Consider the following 15,557-nt stretch of genomic DNA (forward strand, 5'->3'; position numbering starts at 1 on the left):
AAGCAACACACTGTACATAACAATTTCTTTTGTGGCTTAGATCGAAAAGGACGCCTCTGATGATTAAGTTTAGTGCAACGCTTTTGGCCACGCTGATTGCGGCCAGCGCGCAAGCGGCAACGGTGGATTTACGTATTATGGAAACCACTGATTTGCATAGCAATATGATGGATTTTGACTACTACAAAGATTCGGCAACGGAAAAATTTGGCCTGGTGCGCACCGCCAGCCTGATTAATGCCGCGCGCGGTGAAGCAAAAAACAGTGTGCTGGTCGATAACGGCGACTTAATCCAGGGCAGCCCGCTGGGCGACTATATGGCGGCGAAGGGGCTGAAAAAAGGTGATATTCACCCGGTCTACAAAGCGCTGAACACCCTCGATTACGCGGTCGGCAACCTCGGTAACCACGAATTTAACTACGGGCTGGATTACCTCCATATGGCGCTGGCCGGGGCGAAATTCCCCTATGTGAACGCCAATATCATCGATGCCAAAACTAACAAGCCGCTCTTCACTCCTTATCTGATCAAAGAGACGCCGGTGGTGGATAAAGAGGGTAAAACGCACACCCTGCGTATCGGTTATATCGGCTTCGTGCCGCCACAAATTATGGTGTGGGACAAAGCCAACCTGAGCGGCAAAGTGACGGTAAATGACATTACGGAAACCGCTCGCCACTATGTGCCGGAGATGCGCGCGAAAGGCGCCGATCTGGTGGTCGTCGTTGCTCACTCCGGCCTCTCGGCGGAGCCTTACCAGGCAATGGCGGAGAACTCCGTTTACTACCTCAGCCAGGTGCCGGGCGTCGATGCGATCCTGTTTGGTCACGCGCATGCGGTCTTCCCGAGCAAGGAGTTTGCCGCCATTAAAGGCGCGGATATCAGCAAAGGGACGCTGAACGGTATTCCGGCGGTGATGCCGGGCATGTGGGGCGATCACCTCGGCGTGGTCGATCTGGTGCTGAATAACGATGCCGGTAAGTGGCAAGTGAGCGACGCGAAAGCCGAAGCGCGGCCGATTTATGACGCCGCCGCCAAGAAAGCGCTGGTCGGCGAAGATGCGAAGCTGGTGCAGATCCTCAAGCACGATCACGATGCTACCCGCGAGTTCGTCGGTAAACCGATTGGCAAATCGGCGGACAACATGTACAGCTACCTGTCGCTGGTGCAGGACGACCCGACCGTGCAGGTGGTGAACAACGCGCAGAAAGCCTATGTCGAGCACTTTATTCAGGGCGATCCGGATCTGGCAAAGCTGCCGGTGCTCTCTGCCGCCGCGCCGTTTAAAGCGGGCGGGCGTAAAAACGATCCGGCCAGCTTTGTTGAAGTGGAAAAGGGGCAGCTCACCTTCCGTAACGCCGCCGATCTCTACCTCTACCCCAATACGCTGGTGGTGGTGAAAGCGACCGGCAAAGAGGTGAAAGAGTGGCTGGAGTGCTCCGCCGGGCAGTTCAACCAGATCGATCCCAACAGCGACAAGCCGCAGAACTTAATCAACTGGGACGGGTTCCGCACCTATAACTTCGACGTTATCGACGGCGTGAAGTACCAGATTGATGTCACCCAGCCAGCGCGTTATGACGGCGAGTGCCAGAGCATCAATCCAAAGGCGGAGCGCATTAAGAACCTGACCTTTGACGGCAAGCCTATCGATCCGAATGCGGTCTTCCTCGTTGCCACCAATAACTACCGTGCTTACGGCGGCAAGTTTGCCGGTACCGGCGACAGCCATATCGCCTTTGCCTCGCCGGATGAGAACCGCGCGGTACTGGCGAAGTGGATCAGCGATGAGACGCAGCGCGCAGGGGAAATCCACCCAGCGGCTGACAACAACTGGCGCCTGGCACCGATCAGCAGCAGCCACAAGCTGGATATTCGCTTTGAAACTGCGCCATCGGAGAAAGCGGCGGCATTTATCAAAGAGAAAGCGCAATATCCGATGCAGAAAGTGGGTAACGACGAGATCGGTTTCGCGCTCTACAGCATCGATTTACGCAAGTAAGCAATTTACCCGCAGTCGGTAGCGGCTGCGGGTGATTACGCCACATCGCGCTCGCGGTGATGGGCCAGCACTTCGGGCAAATTCAGCTCAATCCAGTCTGCCAGCGCGGCAACCTTTTCACTCACCTGCTCTCCGAGCGGCGTCAGGCTATATTCAACATGTGGCGGCACCACCGGAAAGGCGACGCGGTTAACAAAACCATCCTGCTCAAGCCACTGCAGGCTCTGCGCCAGCATCTTCTCACTGACGCCGCCCATCTTGCGGCGCAGATCGCTAAAGCGGTGCGTCCCTTCGCGCAGAGCGACCAGAATTAAGACACCCCAGCGGCTGGTGACGTGTTTCAGCACATCCCGGGAGGGGCACTGCTCGGCGAAGAGATTGCCGTCGCGCATCTGTTCGCTCAGGGTTTGTGGACGAGTTTGCTGTTTCATACTTACCTTTTTGTACGTACTTACTAAAAGTTAGCTAGGGTGCTAGCCTACCACAACACTTACCCCCACGCAGGAGAAACATCATGATTGCACTCACCGGCGCCACCGGCCAACTCGGCCAGTTTGTTGTAGAAGCCCTGTTAAAAACCGTTCCCGCAAAAGAGATTGTCGCCATCGTGCGTAACCCGGCGAAAGCCGAAGCGCTCAGCAAACAAGGCCTTATTGTTCGCCAGGGCGATTACAACGATCAGGCCGCCCTCACCCAGGCGCTGGCGGGCGTCGAAAAACTGCTGCTCATCTCCAGCAGCGAAGTCGGCCAGCGCGCCGCGCAGCACCGCAATGTGATCAATGCTGCCAAAGCCGCAGGGGTGAAATTTATCGCCTACACCAGCCTGCTGCATGCCGATACCTCACCGCTTGGCCTGCACGTTGAGCATGTGGAAACCGAAAAGCTGCTCGCCGAATCCGGCATCCCGTTTGCCCTGCTGCGTAACGGCTGGTACAGCGAGAACTACCTTGCGAGCGCACCGGCGGCGCTGGCGCACGGCGTCTTCATCGGTGCGGCGGGCGAGGGCAAAATTGCCTCGGCAACGCGTGCCGATTATGCCGCTGCTGCCGCGCGTGTAATTAGCGAAGAGGGTCATGCCGGCAAGGTTTACGAACTGGCGGGCGACAAGGCCTGGACGCTGAGCGACCTGGCGGCACTGCTAAGCGAGGCGAGCGGTAAGAAGGTGGTTTACCAGAACCTGAGTGAAGCAGATTTTGCCGCCGCGCTGAAAGGCGCAGGTTTGCCGGATGGGCTGGCAGAGATGCTGGCGGATTCCGATATCGGTGCCTCGAAAGGCGGGCTGTTTGACGATAGCCAGACCCTGAGCAAACTGATCGGTCGCCCGACAACCTCGATCGCCGACAGCGTTAACGATCTGCTGTAACGTTAATAATTGGTTAAATTTTATAGCCTCTCTCCGGGTCATCCCTAATAATAGAGGGCATGTTGCGGGGGGAGGTGAAGTGTGGAAGGCGTACCTGAACAGTTTATAGATGAGCGCGACAGCGCGCGGTTTCGCCACCTGGCGCAGTTGCCGGGGGTGGAGCTGTACCATGCGCATATCTCCCGCTACGCCTTTGAGCCACATACCCATGAAGCGTTTGGCATTGGCGCGATTGAATCAGGTGCCGAGCGCTTTCGCTATCGCGGGACGCAGCATGTCGCCCCGACCAACGCGATCGTCACCATGAACCCCGATGAGATCCACACCGGCGAAGCGGTAGGTGAAGAGGGGTGGCGCTACCGCATGGTCTATCTCGACCCCGATCTGCTTGAGCAGGTAACCGGCGTGCGTCACTGGTGGTTTCGCGACGTTACGCGGCTCGATGCTCTGCGCGCCCGCCAGATCTGCGGCCATATTTATGCCCTCTGGCACACCGACGATCCGCTGGCGCAACAGGGCGTGCTGCTCGATCTGATTGATACCTTTCGCCCGCTGGCGCAGCACGCGCCGCAGCGCCCGGAAGGAGCGCACCGTTTTGAGCGGGTGCGCGAATATCTGCATGACAACTATATGCGCAGCCTGACGCTCGACGATCTGGCAAGCGTCGCGTCGCTCAGCCCCTATCACTTCCAGCGCCAGTTCAAAGCCCATTTTCACGTCACGCCGCACCAGATGCTGATGGCAATCCGCCTGTGGCGCGCCAAACATTTCCTTACCCAGGGGATGCCTGCGGCAGATGTCGCTGCCCTCACTGGCCTGACGGATCAATCCCACCTCACCCGCGCCTTCACCCTGCGCTACGGCATTACCCCGGTACGCTACCAAAAGCAGGTTGCGCGCCGATAATGCGCAATCTCCTACAATACGCCCCCGCCCTGCTCCCCTACACTGGCGTGAACCAGATAAAAGAGGTGAAGAGATGGTAAGTGGTGTGTTGTATGCCTTGCTCGCCGGGCTGTTTTGGGGGCTGATTTTTGTCGGGCCGCTGATCGTGCCGGATTACCCGGCCGCCCTGCAATCGACTGGGCGCTACCTGGCTCTGGGGCTGATCGCGCTACCGCTGGCGTGGTTTGGGCGCGCGCGTCTGCGCCAGCTAACGCGAAGCGACTGGTGGACGGCGCTGTGGCTCACGTTAATGGGCAATCTGATCTACTACGTCTGCCTTGCCAGCGCTATCCAGCGCACCGGTGGCCCGGTGTCGACGATGATTATCGCCACGCTGCCGGTGGTGATCCCGGTCTGTGCCAACCTGCTCTACAGCCAGCGTGACGGCAAGCTCGCGTGGGGCCGGCTGCTACCGGCGCTGATTGCCATCGCTATCGGGCTGGGGTGTGTGAATGTTGCCGAACTGCGCCAGGGCATTGCGGATTTTAGCTGGAGCCGGTATGGCTCAGGGATTGCGCTGGCCTTTGTTGCGGTGGCCTGCTGGGCGTGGTATGCGCTGCGTAACGCGCGCTGGCTGCGGGAAAACCCGGATAAGAACCCGATGATGTGGGCAACGGCGCAGGCGCTGGTGACGCTGCCGTTATCCCTGGTAGGCTATCTTGCGGCGTGTCTGTGGCTTGACGTTCAGCAGCCCGACTTCGCGCTCCCCTTCGGCCCGCGTCCGCTGCTGTTTATCGGCCTGATGTTCATCATTGCGGTGCTCTGCTCGTGGGTGGGTGCGCTGTGCTGGAACATTGCCTGCCAGCGCCTGCCGACGGTGATTGTCGGCCCGCTGATCGTCTTTGAAACCCTTGCCGGGCTGCTCTATACCTTCCTGCTGCGCCAGAGCCTGCCGCCGCTCTTAACTCTGCTCGGCATTACCCTGCTGATTGGCGGCGTGGTGATGGCAGTCGCGTCGAAACCGCAGAAAGCCCGTATCACATCCCTTGAGCAGCCATAAAAAAACCCGGCTTACGCCGGGTTTTAATCAGAAGGTTTCCCAGTTGGCTTCGTTAACGCTGGCCGCAACCGGCGTCTTCGCCATCGCAACCGGCGAGCGCAACGCGGGACGCTGAACGTCACGGCTGCGGTTCACTTTGAACACCGCAACGGTTTCGGTCAGGCGCGCAGCCTGCTCTTCCAGCGCAGCGGCCGCAGCGGCGGACTCCTGCACCAGCGAGGCGTTCTGCTGGGTCACGCGATCCATCTCGGCAACAGCCTGGCCTACCTGGTCGATACCACGGCTCTGCTCATCAGACGCGGAAGAGATTTCACCCATGATATCCGTCACACGCGTTACCGCACTGACGATTTCAGCCATGGTTTCACCAGCTTCATGAACCAGCGCTGAACCGGCGCTTACGCGATTACCGGAGTCATCAATCAGCCCTTTGATCTCTTTCGCGGCCTGCGCGCTGCGCTGTGCCAGCGTACGCACTTCACCTGCCACTACGGCAAAACCACGGCCCTGCTCACCGGCACGGGCGGCTTCAACTGCTGCGTTCAGCGCCAGGATGTTGGTCTGGAAGGCGATACCGTCGATCACGTTGGTGATCTGGGCAATTTTGCTGGAGCTGGCGGCGATTTCGTCCATTGTACGCACCACGCCATCTACCACTTCACCGCCTTTCTTCGCGGTACCGGAGGCGTTAAGCGCCAGCTGCGTTGCCTGACGGGCGTTGTCGGCGTTCTGTTTCACCGTCGCGGTCAGCTGCTCCATGCTGGCTGCGGTCTCTTCCAGCGAGGCCGCCTGCTGCTCGGTACGCGAAGAGAGATCGTTGTTACCGATAGAAATCTCACCGGCACCGGTATAGATAGTGTCTGCGCCATCGCGCACCACGCTAACGGTTTTCACCAGCGACTGCTGCATCTCCTGCACGTTCTGCGCCAGACGCGCCATCTCGTTGGAGCCTTCGGCGTGGATCGCGTGAGTCAAATCACCGGTAGCGATATGGCGAATGTGGCCCATAACTTCATGCAGCGGCTTCAGCAGCACGCGCTGCATTGCCACCCAGCTCATGGCGATGACAGCCAGCACGACGACCATCACTGCCGCCAGGATCCAGAGAATGCGGATGTAGTCATGTTCGTTCTGCTGCACGCCGTCGCTGGCAAGCTTAGCCTGCTCGGCGCGCCAGGCACGGTAGCTCTTCTCCATCCCTTCCTGTTTTTTCTGCGCATTCTGACGGAACATATCTTCCAGCTTACCGGCCAGCAGCAGGCGGTTCATCTCGGTCAGCGTTGCGTGGTAGGTGCTGTACTGCTTCTCCAGCTCGTCAGAGAGTGCCTGGTCCATACCCGGCGTCTGCGGCAGCTTGTAGTAAATATCGTAGTGCTGCTGCGCTTGGTTAAGCAGGTTGGTGGCGTCTTGCACTAGCTCACCAAGTTGGCCACCGTTAATTTGGCTGGCGGTGCTGCTCTGTAAGCGCAGCATGCCGCGGTTCAGGGTTACACGCGCCTGGTTGAGGCTGATCCACGCATCGGTAAATTCGGATACGTTCTGGCTCGATACCTGGGAAACATTGAAGTTGTGCTTGTCATTGTTTAGCGCACTAATGAAAACGCCAGCTGAGATCAGCTGAAGTGCGCCAAGCACAACTAAAACCATAATTAATAAAGTTATAACTTTGATACGTTTGAACATCGTCGGCCTTTATTGCGTACAGAATATTGTCAGAAGAAAGAGTATCGGCATCGATGAAAAGTTGTTTAATGTCAATAATTTGCCCTATCCAAAACTTTCCAGAAAAAGTAATTGTATTCAATGTGTTAATTTCGAAAGATTTTTTGTGATGCGTATCACGGTTTTTCACGCAAGAAAGGCATAAGGGCTACAGCGTTCTCCGTAAGGGGTATATCATCGCCATAAAGATGCATTTAAAATACAACTTATAGATTCCACGATGAGGTAACTGCTATGGCTTTCCGCGATCAACCCTTGGGCGAGCTGGCGCTCTCCATTCCCCGCGCCTCTGCTCTGTTTCGTAAATATGATATGGATTACTGCTGCGGCGGTAAGCAGACGCTGGGCCGCTCGGCGGCGCGTAAAGAGCTGGATATCGATGTCATTGAAGCCGAACTGGCGAAACTTGCTGAGCAGCCTCTCGACAAAGAGTGGCGTACGGCGCCGCTGGCAGAGATCATCGACCACATCATTGTGCGTTACCACGATCGCCACCGTGAACAGCTGCCGGAGCTGATTCTGCAAGCCAGCAAAGTGGAGCGCGTCCACGCCGATAAACCGAATGTGCCGCGCGGGTTAACCAAGTACCTCACTATGCTGCATGAGGAGCTCTCCAGCCACATGATGAAGGAGGAGCAGATCCTCTTTCCGATGATTAAACAGGGCATGGGCGCGCAGGCGATGGGGCCAATCAGCGTGATGGAGAGCGAGCATGATGAGGCGGGCGAATTGCTGGAGGTGATTAAGCACACCACGCAAAATGTGACGCCGCCGCCGGAAGCCTGCACCACCTGGAAGGCGATGTATAACGGTATCAACACACTGATTGATGATTTGATGGAACACATCAGCCTGGAAAATAACAATCTTTTCCCGCGTGCCCTCGCAGGTGAAAAATAAAAAGACGCCCGAGAGCGTCCTTGATATGGAAGTTTAGAGCCGCCTCGCGGCTCTTTTTTTATGGCTTGCGGTTAGCAATGCGCTTCTTACCGGCAAAGAGCCAGCCCGCGCCCAGCACCACGAACCACAGCGGCGTGACGATCAGCGCCTGGCGGGTGTCCGCTTCAAGGGTCAGCAGCACCAGCACAAACAGGAAGAACGCCATGCACACCCAGCACATCACTTTGCCGAGCGGCATCTTGTAGATCGATTTTTCATGCAGCTGCGGGCGCTGTTTACGGTAGACCAGATACGAGCAGAGAATGATGGTCCAGACGAACATAAACAGGATCGCCGACACGGTGGTGATCATGGTGAACGCCGCAATCGCGCTCGGGTTGACATAGAGCATCACCACACCGCCCAGCAGGCAGATGCAGGAGAAGGTGAGCCCTTTCGCCGGTACCGCGCGTTTAGAGAGCTTGGCGAACGCTTTCGGTGCCACGCCATCCTGCGCCAGGCCAAACAGCATACGGCTGGTGGAGAAGACGCCGCTGTTGGCGGAAGAGGCGGCAGAGGTCAGCACCACAAAGTTGATGATGCTCGCCGCCGCCGGAATGCCGACCAGCACGAACAGCTCAACAAACGGGCTCTTATCAGCAACCACGGAACTCCACGGCGTGACCGACATAATCACGATCAGCGCGAAGACGTAGAACATGATGATACGAATCGGAATCGAGTTGATAGCGCGCGGCAGGGATTTCTCCGGATCTTTCGTCTCGGCGGCGGTCGTACCGACCAGCTCAATACCGACAAAGGCAAACACCGCTATCTGGAAACCTGCAAAGAAGCCGCTGATACCTTTCGGGAAAAAGCCCCCCTCATTCCACAGATGGCTGAAGGACGCTTCAACGCCGGTCGGCGATTTGAAATGCATCAGCACCATACCGACGCCGACGATAATCAGCGCCACGATGGCGACGATTTTGATCATCGCGAACCAGAACTCCATCTCGCCGAACATTTTCACCGTCGCGAGGTTGAGGCTCAGCAGCACGACGACCACGGCCAGCGCGGCGATCCAGTCGGCAAGGCCGGGATACCAGAATTGAGCATAGGCGGTAATGGCGACTACGTCCGCCATGCCGGTGACGACCCAACAGAACCAGTAGGTCCAGCCGGTAAAATACCCCGCCCACGGCCCGAGCAGGTCGGCGGCGAAGTCGCTAAAAGATTTATATTCGAGGTTGGAAAGCAGTAATTCGCCCATCGCACGCATAACGAAAAACAGCATAAAGCCGATGATCATATAAACGAAGATGATTGACGGGCCAGCGAGGCTAATTGTTTTGCCGGAACCCATAAATAAACCGGTACCAATAGCACCGCCAATAGCAATTAGCTGAATATGCCGGTTCGTAAGATTACGCCGTAGCGACTGTTCAGCCGGAGCCGCATTATCAGCGTCGGCTTTAACTTGATCTACCATGTTGTTTTCCTGTCTGTGTTGTTGGGCTCTGCTGGCCTTTACGTGTCTGCTTCGTCCTTAATGGACGCATCGATATTAGGTAAGAATCGGCGGGATGAATACTCTGAATTAAATCGAATGTTAAATATTTGTTTAAAGTGAGTGTTATATCACCTGGCAAATGCGAAACAGCTCACAAAAATACACCTGATTGTGCGCTTTGCAAGATAATATATTGCTAATAGTTCTGTTTACCAACGATCCGCGAAGTCAGAAACCCTCTCCTCTGTTAAAAGAGAGGGCTTCACGCCGAAACTTACAGAATTTCCAGCAGTTCCACTTCGAACACCAGCGTGCTGAATGGCGGGATGGATGCGCCAGCGCCGCGCTCGCCGTAAGCGAGGTTGTGCGGAATGGTCAGTTCCCATTTGGAGCCAACCGGCATCAGCGTCAGGGCTTCGATCCAGCCTGCGATTACGCCGTTAACCGGGAATTCAGCCGGTTCGCCGCGCGCGACGGAGCTGTCAAACACGGTGCCGTCAATCAGCTTACCGGTGTAGTGCACGCGTACGCGGTCGGTGCGCGCCGGGATAGCGCCTTCGCCCTGGGTGATCACTCGGAATTGCAGACCGGATTCGGTGCTGTTAACGCCTTCGCGCTCGCGGTTTTCATCAAGGTATTTCACGCCTTCTGCCGCCATCTCTTCGAAACGGGAGCGACGAACCGCGTCAGCACGTTCGTGGATTTCACGCAGCGCGCGATGAACAACGTCTACCGGTACAGCAGGCTGTTTGCCCGCCAGCGCATCGGCAATACCCGCGACCAGCGCTTCCGGTAACAGCCCCTCTAACCCGGATTCGCTCAGCTGCTGTCCTACCTGCAAACCAATGCCGTAGCTGGCTTGCGCTTCGATCGTGTCAAAAGTTGGGGTGGTCATGGGTTTTCCTTCCATCGCTTTTTAAAGTAGCGCGCAGCATAACAGCCGCCCTGGGCCGGGCACAACTTTGTCACGGGAAAGATGACAAAAGGGCGCGAAAGGGAAAGAATGGTTCACGTTAGCAAAACCCTGCATTGTGGTGTCAAAATAGTACTTTATATGGGCTTTCATGCGCTTAAACGCCGCGAACGCCAATGCAGGAAGATAAAGTGTATATACTCAACGAGACAGGATATTAAATGACGCGGAGCAGGAGGAGAGCCATGCCCGGGCGATTTGAACTGAAACCTACCCTTGCGAAGATCTGGCATGCCCCGGACAATTTTCGCCTGATGGACCCGCTCCCGCCTCTTCACCGCCGCGGCCTGATTCTGGCGGCGCTGCTGGTTATTATCGGCTTTCTGCTGCCGACAACGGATGAGAGCGTGCCGCAGCGCAGCGGTGAGGCGCGCGATGCGCAGCTCGATCTGCAAAACTCGCCGAATGTCGCGCCGCCGCAGGTGGTCAACGACCCGCAGCTCAACGCCCCCAGCGCGGAAGCGTCGATGCAGCAGCAGGAGTCGATTGAGCAGCAGCCTTCCACTGAGCAGCAGCCCACCGCAGAGCAGAACAGCCAGCCACTGGCGACCAGTAGCGGCATTGAGCAGCAGTGGCGCACCTACCGGGTGGGCGAAGGGAAAACCCTCGCGCAGCTCTTTCGCGATCATAATCTGCCGCCAACGGATGTCTACGCGATGGCGAAGGTTGAGGGCGACGGCAAGCCGCTCAGCAATCTGCAAAGCGGCCAGATGGTGAAGATCCGCCAGAACGCCAGCGGCGTGGTCACTGGCCTGACGATTGAGACCAGCGGCCAGCAGGTGCTCTTTACCCGCCAGCCGGACGGCAGCTTTATCCGCGCCCGCTAAACCTCGAGCGCCGGGCAGCGATCACCCGGCGCGCTTATTGACCCACGCGATCCCCGTACAGACCAGCACCAGCGCGACAGCGTATTTCCACTCCAGAATATTCTCGCCGAGGAAGATGGCCGACAGCACCGAGCCTGCCACCGGAATCACGAAGTTGAAGGGCGCGATCATGCTGACGCGGTTCACTTTCAGCAGGGCGCTCCACAGGGCAAACGCCACCGAAGAGAGCAGCGTCAGGTAGGCGAGCACCGCGACTGCCGCCGCGCTATCCACCGCCAGCTTTCCTCCCGTAAGATAGCCGCCCGCCAGCAGCGCCAGGCCGCCTATCGCCAGCTGCCAGCCGGTCATCACCGTAGGATCGACCGTTTGCGAAATCCGCTTACCGTACAGCGTGGCGGCAGAGAGGATAAATGCCGCCAGAATGACAAAGCCGTCGCCCTGCCAGACAAAGCGAAAATCCGCCAGCCCGCCGTGGAAGTTCACCAGCATGACGCCAGCGAAGCCCAGTACGCAGCCGAGCGTTTTGTTGTAGCTCAGCTTGTCATTGTGATAGATGAAGTGCGCCAGCAGCACGCTGAAGAAGGTGCCGGTAGCATTCATGATCGATCCGTTCACCCCCGTCGTATAGGCAAGGCCAATATAAAAGAAGGTGTATTGCAGCGAGGTCTGGGTCAGCCCGAGCAGCGTCAGTTGTCCAAACTGCGAAGCGCTTAGCCTGGCGATCGGTTTACGCTGCGCCAGCGCGAACAGCAGCAGTAGCGCTCCGGCAAAGAGAAAACGGTACCCGGCGAACACCACTTTGGAGGGGATGTCGTCGGTAGCGATATGGAACAGTTCATAACCGCTTTTGATCGCCGGATAGGAGCTACCCCATAACAGACAGCAGAGCGTGGCGCAGGCGTAAGCGATATGACGACGGGCAAAAACGGGGGTGGGCAGAGGGGAGTCCATGGCTAATCTCAAAAATAAAATTGCGTTTCAATTTAGTATCTGAGAATGCGGCGCAAATAGCTACCGGGAAAGGCGGGAATTGTGGGCGGGGCAGAAAAGCAAAACGCCGGCACAAGGCCGGCGCTTCGTCTCTCATTGTCGTTCATGTTGCAGAGGCGTTAGCGCCTGCAGACCCGAACAACTCAGAGCGCAGTGAAGAGTAAAAAATTACTCAGCAACTACGTTTACAGTCAGCTTAGCGAATACTTCGCTGTGAACCTGGAAGTCCACTTCGTGCTCACCGGTGGTACGCAGAACGCCGTTCGGCATACGAACTTCGCTCTTCGCCACTTTAACGCCAGCTGCAGTTACAGCGTCAGCGATATCGCGGGTACCGATGGAACCGAACAGTTTACCTTCGTCGCCTGCTTTAGACGCGATGGTAACGGTGCCCAGTGCATTGATTTGCTCAGCACGAGCGTTAGCAGCCGCCAGAACGTCAGCCAGTTTGGCTTCCAGTTCAGCGCGACGTGCTTCGAAATACTCAACGTTTTTCTTGGTAGCCGGAACAGCTTTACCCTGCGGTACCAGGAAGTTACGAGCGTAGCCCGCTTTAACGTTAACCTGATCACCCAGGCTACCCAGGTTTGCTACTTTATCAAGCAGAATAACTTGCATTACCTTATCCTCTCAAAGTCGTATTAATGGACCGTGACCGATTACTGATGACGATCAGTGTACGGCAGCAGGGACAGGTAGCGAGCGCGTTTGATAGCGCGTGCCAGCTGACGCTGATATTTTGCACGGGTACCGGTGATACGGCTCGGGACAATCTTACCGCTTTCGGTGATGTAGTTTTTCAGCGTAGCGATATCTTTGTAATCAATCTCAACAACGCCTTCCGCGGTGAAACGGCAGAACTTGCGACGACGGAAATAACGTGCCATTTGGCTAGTCTCCAGAATCTATCAATTCAATCTGCTCGGCATGCAGAACCATTTTGCTCAGGCCGTTCTTTGCCTTGTGGCAACTGATGAACCCCTGAACGGTTACTGCGCTACCGACCGTTATACTGTGAGTAATGGCCTGGTTCTCCTGCCCGCTGATTATTACAGGCATTTGGCACCACGCCTGCCGGTGAAAACCGGCTTCCTCCTGCACAGAGCGGTGCTCAAGCACGAACTGGCAGTGTGGAATTCCTGACGGGCTGACCTTTCGCAGCGGCGTCCTGCACACGGTGCCGGACAACACCAGACGGTTGGTCATCAGGAATTACTCTTCAGAATCCCCAGCATCTGCATCATCTGCGGTTTCATTTGCGAAATCATCGCGACGCTCACGACGCTCGTCTTTCGCTTTAACCATCGGAGATGCTTCGGTTACCGCGTTCTTAGTACGCATAACCATGCTACGGATAACGGCGTCGTTGAAGCGGAAGTTTGTTTCCAGCTCATCGATCGCTTCCTGCGGCGCTTCAACGTTCATCAGAACGTAGTGTGCTTTGTGCAGTTTGTTGATCGGGTAAGCCAGCTGACGGCGGCCCCAGTCTTCCAGACGGTGGATCGTACCTTCTGCTGCAGTGATTGCACCAGTGTAACGTTCGATCATGCCCGGAACCTGTTCGCTCTGGTCAGGATGGACCATAAAAACGATTTCGTAATGACGCATCGAATTGCTCCTTACGGATTATTCAGCCTCCTGTCTGGGTCAGCCGAGGCCCGGGGAGGCAAGGAACGTGTTAAAGGTCGGCTGAAAAATTGACGCGTCATAATACTGGCGCCACCCCAGGAACTCAAGGTGAATTGCACAATTAATTCGCACTAAGCGCCAAGAGAAGCCGCCACGGCGAATTACACTTAACCAGCGCACCTCATAACCTAAGGAGAAGAGATGTACAGGCGATAGTTCCCGAAGACGTACTGGAGCGTAACATCATGAAATACATCGCACTTTTACTAGCAACCCTGCTGCTTAGCGCCCAGGCTAGCGCAGCGATCGCCCCGCCCCCACCGCAAGCCCGCAATATGGATGACGTGCAGAGCTTAGGTGTTATCTATATTAATCATAACCTTACCGACGAAAGCGACGCCGAGCCGGTGTTGATTCAACGTCCGGATGCCGCCCCGCCGCTTAAAGATGACGGCTGAAGAAGCCGACCGTCGCCTCCAGCGCCTGCGGCGTAATACGATGAGCAACCCCCGCTTCCCACAGAGTGGTAAGCCTGGCGTCACGCTGTTCGTCGGCCAGCGCCTGCTGTAATCGGAAGGATTCAGCTGCGGGCACGACATCATCCGCTTCGCCATGCCACAGCAGCAGCGGGCGATCGGCGACTCTCTCCAGTTGGCCCGTCACTTCCCATTTCGCCAGCGGCGCGAGAATGGCATCGAAAGTCTCCTGCTGCGCGGCGTTGGTGACCTCTAGCGGCGGGAACAGCGTGCGGGCAAGAGAGGTGAAGTAGCCCGATCCCATCAGGCTGGCGACGCAGCGCACCTCCGGGTGACGAGTCATAATGCCCAGCGCCGTCATGCCGCCCATGGATGCGCCGCCCACCGCCAGCCGGTTCTCTTCAATCAGATTGCGCTGGTGTAACGCATCACGCAGCGTGGCAAACTCTTCAAGATTGCCCTGCAAGATTTGCCAGAACTGACGCAAGCGGCGCTCAGCGTTGCCGCTAAAGCGCGCGCCATGATCGGGCGCGTCGGGCATGATCACGCGAAAACCCGCCTGCGCCAGCGCGACGGCGAAGTAGCTGTAAACCAGCTTTGATGAGGTGAAGCCGTGGTAGAACACGACGCAGGGGAGCGGTTGTTGCCCTTTTCCGGCCGGGAAGGCGTGCAGCGCCTCATTACCTGCAAAGTGGTCTGTCTGAATTTCAATCATTTTTCCCTCCGTGATCTATAGTGCAGATATGCCACCCGCAGCGCGCTGGCGCAAGCCAGATTCCGCATAAGCATTGCGCATGATGAGAGCCAGATTACGCTTTCAAAACACTTTCATTCGAAATCAGTGCTCAAGCTAACACTTCGGGAACATCACCCCCAAAGTGAAACCCATCAGGAACTACACTATGGCTATCAGTAGAGATAAGAAACCGATGCGCGCCCTGCTGCCGCTGTTGTTTGCCCTGCTTATCAGCGGCTGTGCCGCGCTGGAAGGCAAACCGCAACCTGCGCCGCCGGCCACGGAAACGCCGCAAGAGATCAGTCGAAATCAGACGCAGGGATTGCGGGAGATCGGGGCGGTTAACGTCACAGTAATGGGCTCGCCCATGGATGTCGAAACAGCGCTCAAAGCCAAAGCCTCCGAGGCGAAAGCAGACTATTACGTCATCATAATGATGGATGACAGCGTATTCCCCGGCCGTTGGTATGGTCGCGCCCTGCTTTATCGATCGTAGCGAGG

At 56.8% G+C, this 15,557-nt stretch carries 17 protein-coding genes and 1 pseudogene; 8 read left to right on the top strand and 10 right to left on the bottom strand.

Features of this window, described 5'->3' with window-relative positions:
- Window positions 1–59 precede the first annotated feature (59 nt).
- On the top strand, window positions 60–2,003 hold the full coding sequence (locus BWI95_RS03185; RefSeq protein ID WP_076768990.1) for a bifunctional 2',3'-cyclic-nucleotide 2'-phosphodiesterase/3'-nucleotidase: 1,944 nt from the start codon (window positions 60–62) through the stop codon (window positions 2,001–2,003).
- A 35-nt stretch (window positions 2,004–2,038) separates the two neighbouring features.
- On the opposite strand, the gene BWI95_RS03190 is transcribed toward BWI95_RS03185, so the two are convergent.
- Window positions 2,039–2,434: a winged helix-turn-helix transcriptional regulator gene (locus BWI95_RS03190; RefSeq protein ID WP_023478486.1), complete on the bottom strand. Its 396-nt coding sequence runs from the start codon at window positions 2,432–2,434 to the stop codon at window positions 2,039–2,041.
- Between the two features lie 83 nt (window positions 2,435–2,517).
- Here BWI95_RS03190 and BWI95_RS03195 point away from each other — a divergent pair, with 83 nt between their 5' ends.
- From BWI95_RS03195 to BWI95_RS03205, 3 genes are all read left to right on the top strand, one after another.
- On the top strand, window positions 2,518–3,366 hold the full coding sequence (locus BWI95_RS03195; protein ID WP_076768991.1) for an SDR family oxidoreductase: 849 nt from the start codon (window positions 2,518–2,520) through the stop codon (window positions 3,364–3,366).
- An 81-nt stretch (window positions 3,367–3,447) separates the two neighbouring features.
- Window positions 3,448–4,272, top strand: coding sequence for an AraC family transcriptional regulator (locus tag BWI95_RS03200; protein WP_054803026.1), 825 nt, complete (start codon window positions 3,448–3,450; stop codon window positions 4,270–4,272).
- A 73-nt stretch (window positions 4,273–4,345) separates the two neighbouring features.
- The gene (locus tag BWI95_RS03205) at window positions 4,346–5,311 is read left to right on the top strand and encodes a DMT family transporter (RefSeq protein WP_076768992.1); all 966 of its coding nucleotides are present in this window, start codon (window positions 4,346–4,348) and stop codon (window positions 5,309–5,311) included.
- A 27-nt stretch (window positions 5,312–5,338) separates the two neighbouring features.
- Here the strand turns inward: BWI95_RS03205 and BWI95_RS03210 are convergent, their stop codons facing one another.
- Window positions 5,339–6,994 (bottom strand): methyl-accepting chemotaxis protein, encoded by a 1,656-nt coding sequence (locus BWI95_RS03210; protein WP_076768993.1) that lies wholly within the window; start codon window positions 6,992–6,994, stop codon window positions 5,339–5,341.
- 273 nt (window positions 6,995–7,267) lie between these two features.
- On the opposite strand from BWI95_RS03210, the gene ytfE reads away from it, so the two are divergent.
- Window positions 7,268–7,933, top strand: coding sequence for an iron-sulfur cluster repair protein YtfE (ytfE, locus tag BWI95_RS03215; RefSeq protein WP_054803027.1), 666 nt, complete (start codon window positions 7,268–7,270; stop codon window positions 7,931–7,933).
- Between the two features lie 58 nt (window positions 7,934–7,991).
- Here the strand turns inward: ytfE and cycA are convergent, their stop codons facing one another.
- Both cycA and fklB read right to left on the bottom strand, forming a co-directional pair.
- On the bottom strand, window positions 7,992–9,404 hold the full coding sequence (gene cycA, locus BWI95_RS03220; RefSeq protein WP_076768994.1) for a D-serine/D-alanine/glycine transporter: 1,413 nt from the start codon (window positions 9,402–9,404) through the stop codon (window positions 7,992–7,994).
- Window positions 9,405–9,699: 295 nt separating this feature from the next.
- On the bottom strand, window positions 9,700–10,320 hold the full coding sequence (gene fklB, locus BWI95_RS03225) for an FKBP-type peptidyl-prolyl cis-trans isomerase (RefSeq protein ID WP_054803029.1): 621 nt from the start codon (window positions 10,318–10,320) through the stop codon (window positions 9,700–9,702).
- A gap of 263 nt (window positions 10,321–10,583) precedes the next feature.
- On the opposite strand from fklB, the gene BWI95_RS03230 reads away from it, so the two are divergent.
- Entirely contained in the window at window positions 10,584–11,225 is a 642-nt protein-coding gene (locus BWI95_RS03230; RefSeq protein ID WP_054803030.1) for a LysM-like peptidoglycan-binding domain-containing protein, read from the top strand.
- Window positions 11,226–11,246: 21 nt separating this feature from the next.
- Here BWI95_RS03230 and BWI95_RS03235 read toward each other — a convergent pair whose 3' ends face one another.
- The 5 genes from BWI95_RS03235 to rpsF all read right to left on the bottom strand — a co-directional run bounded on the left by BWI95_RS03235 (window position 11,247) and on the right by rpsF (window position 13,823).
- Window positions 11,247–12,176 carry a DMT family transporter gene (locus tag BWI95_RS03235; protein ID WP_054803031.1) on the bottom strand — a complete coding sequence of 310 codons (930 nt, stop codon included), beginning with the start codon at window positions 12,174–12,176 and terminating at the stop codon, window positions 11,247–11,249.
- A 207-nt stretch (window positions 12,177–12,383) separates the two neighbouring features.
- A complete protein-coding gene (gene rplI, locus BWI95_RS03240) occupies window positions 12,384–12,833 on the bottom strand; it encodes a 50S ribosomal protein L9 (RefSeq protein WP_042711846.1) in 450 nt (149 codons plus the stop codon).
- A 41-nt stretch (window positions 12,834–12,874) separates the two neighbouring features.
- Window positions 12,875–13,102, bottom strand: a complete 228-nt coding sequence (gene rpsR, locus BWI95_RS03245) for a 30S ribosomal protein S18 (protein WP_005974788.1) — start codon at window positions 13,100–13,102, stop codon at window positions 12,875–12,877.
- A gap of 4 nt (window positions 13,103–13,106) precedes the next feature.
- Entirely contained in the window at window positions 13,107–13,421 is a 315-nt protein-coding gene (gene priB, locus BWI95_RS03250; protein ID WP_023478447.1) for a primosomal replication protein N, read from the bottom strand.
- A gap of 6 nt (window positions 13,422–13,427) precedes the next feature.
- Window positions 13,428–13,823 carry a 30S ribosomal protein S6 gene (gene rpsF / locus BWI95_RS03255; protein WP_023478405.1) on the bottom strand — a complete coding sequence of 132 codons (396 nt, stop codon included), beginning with the start codon at window positions 13,821–13,823 and terminating at the stop codon, window positions 13,428–13,430.
- Window positions 13,824–14,089: 266 nt separating this feature from the next.
- Between rpsF and BWI95_RS03260 the strand changes: the two are divergent.
- Window positions 14,090–14,275 (top strand): annotated as a pseudogene (locus tag BWI95_RS03260) (hypothetical protein); the annotation flags it as partial.
- Between the two features lie 10 nt (window positions 14,276–14,285).
- Here BWI95_RS03260 and yjfP read toward each other — a convergent pair.
- Window positions 14,286–15,035 (bottom strand): esterase, encoded by a 750-nt coding sequence (gene yjfP, locus BWI95_RS03265; protein WP_054803033.1) that lies wholly within the window; start codon window positions 15,033–15,035, stop codon window positions 14,286–14,288.
- A gap of 214 nt (window positions 15,036–15,249) precedes the next feature.
- On the opposite strand from yjfP, the gene bsmA reads away from it, so the two are divergent.
- Window positions 15,250–15,552, top strand: a complete 303-nt coding sequence (gene bsmA / locus BWI95_RS03270; RefSeq protein ID WP_054803080.1) for a biofilm peroxide resistance protein BsmA — start codon at window positions 15,250–15,252, stop codon at window positions 15,550–15,552.
- Window positions 15,553–15,557 lie beyond the last annotated feature (5 nt).

The sequence above is a fragment of the Kosakonia cowanii JCM 10956 = DSM 18146 genome, assembly GCF_001975225.1.
Taxonomy (GTDB): Bacteria; Pseudomonadota; Gammaproteobacteria; order Enterobacterales; family Enterobacteriaceae; genus Kosakonia; species Kosakonia cowanii.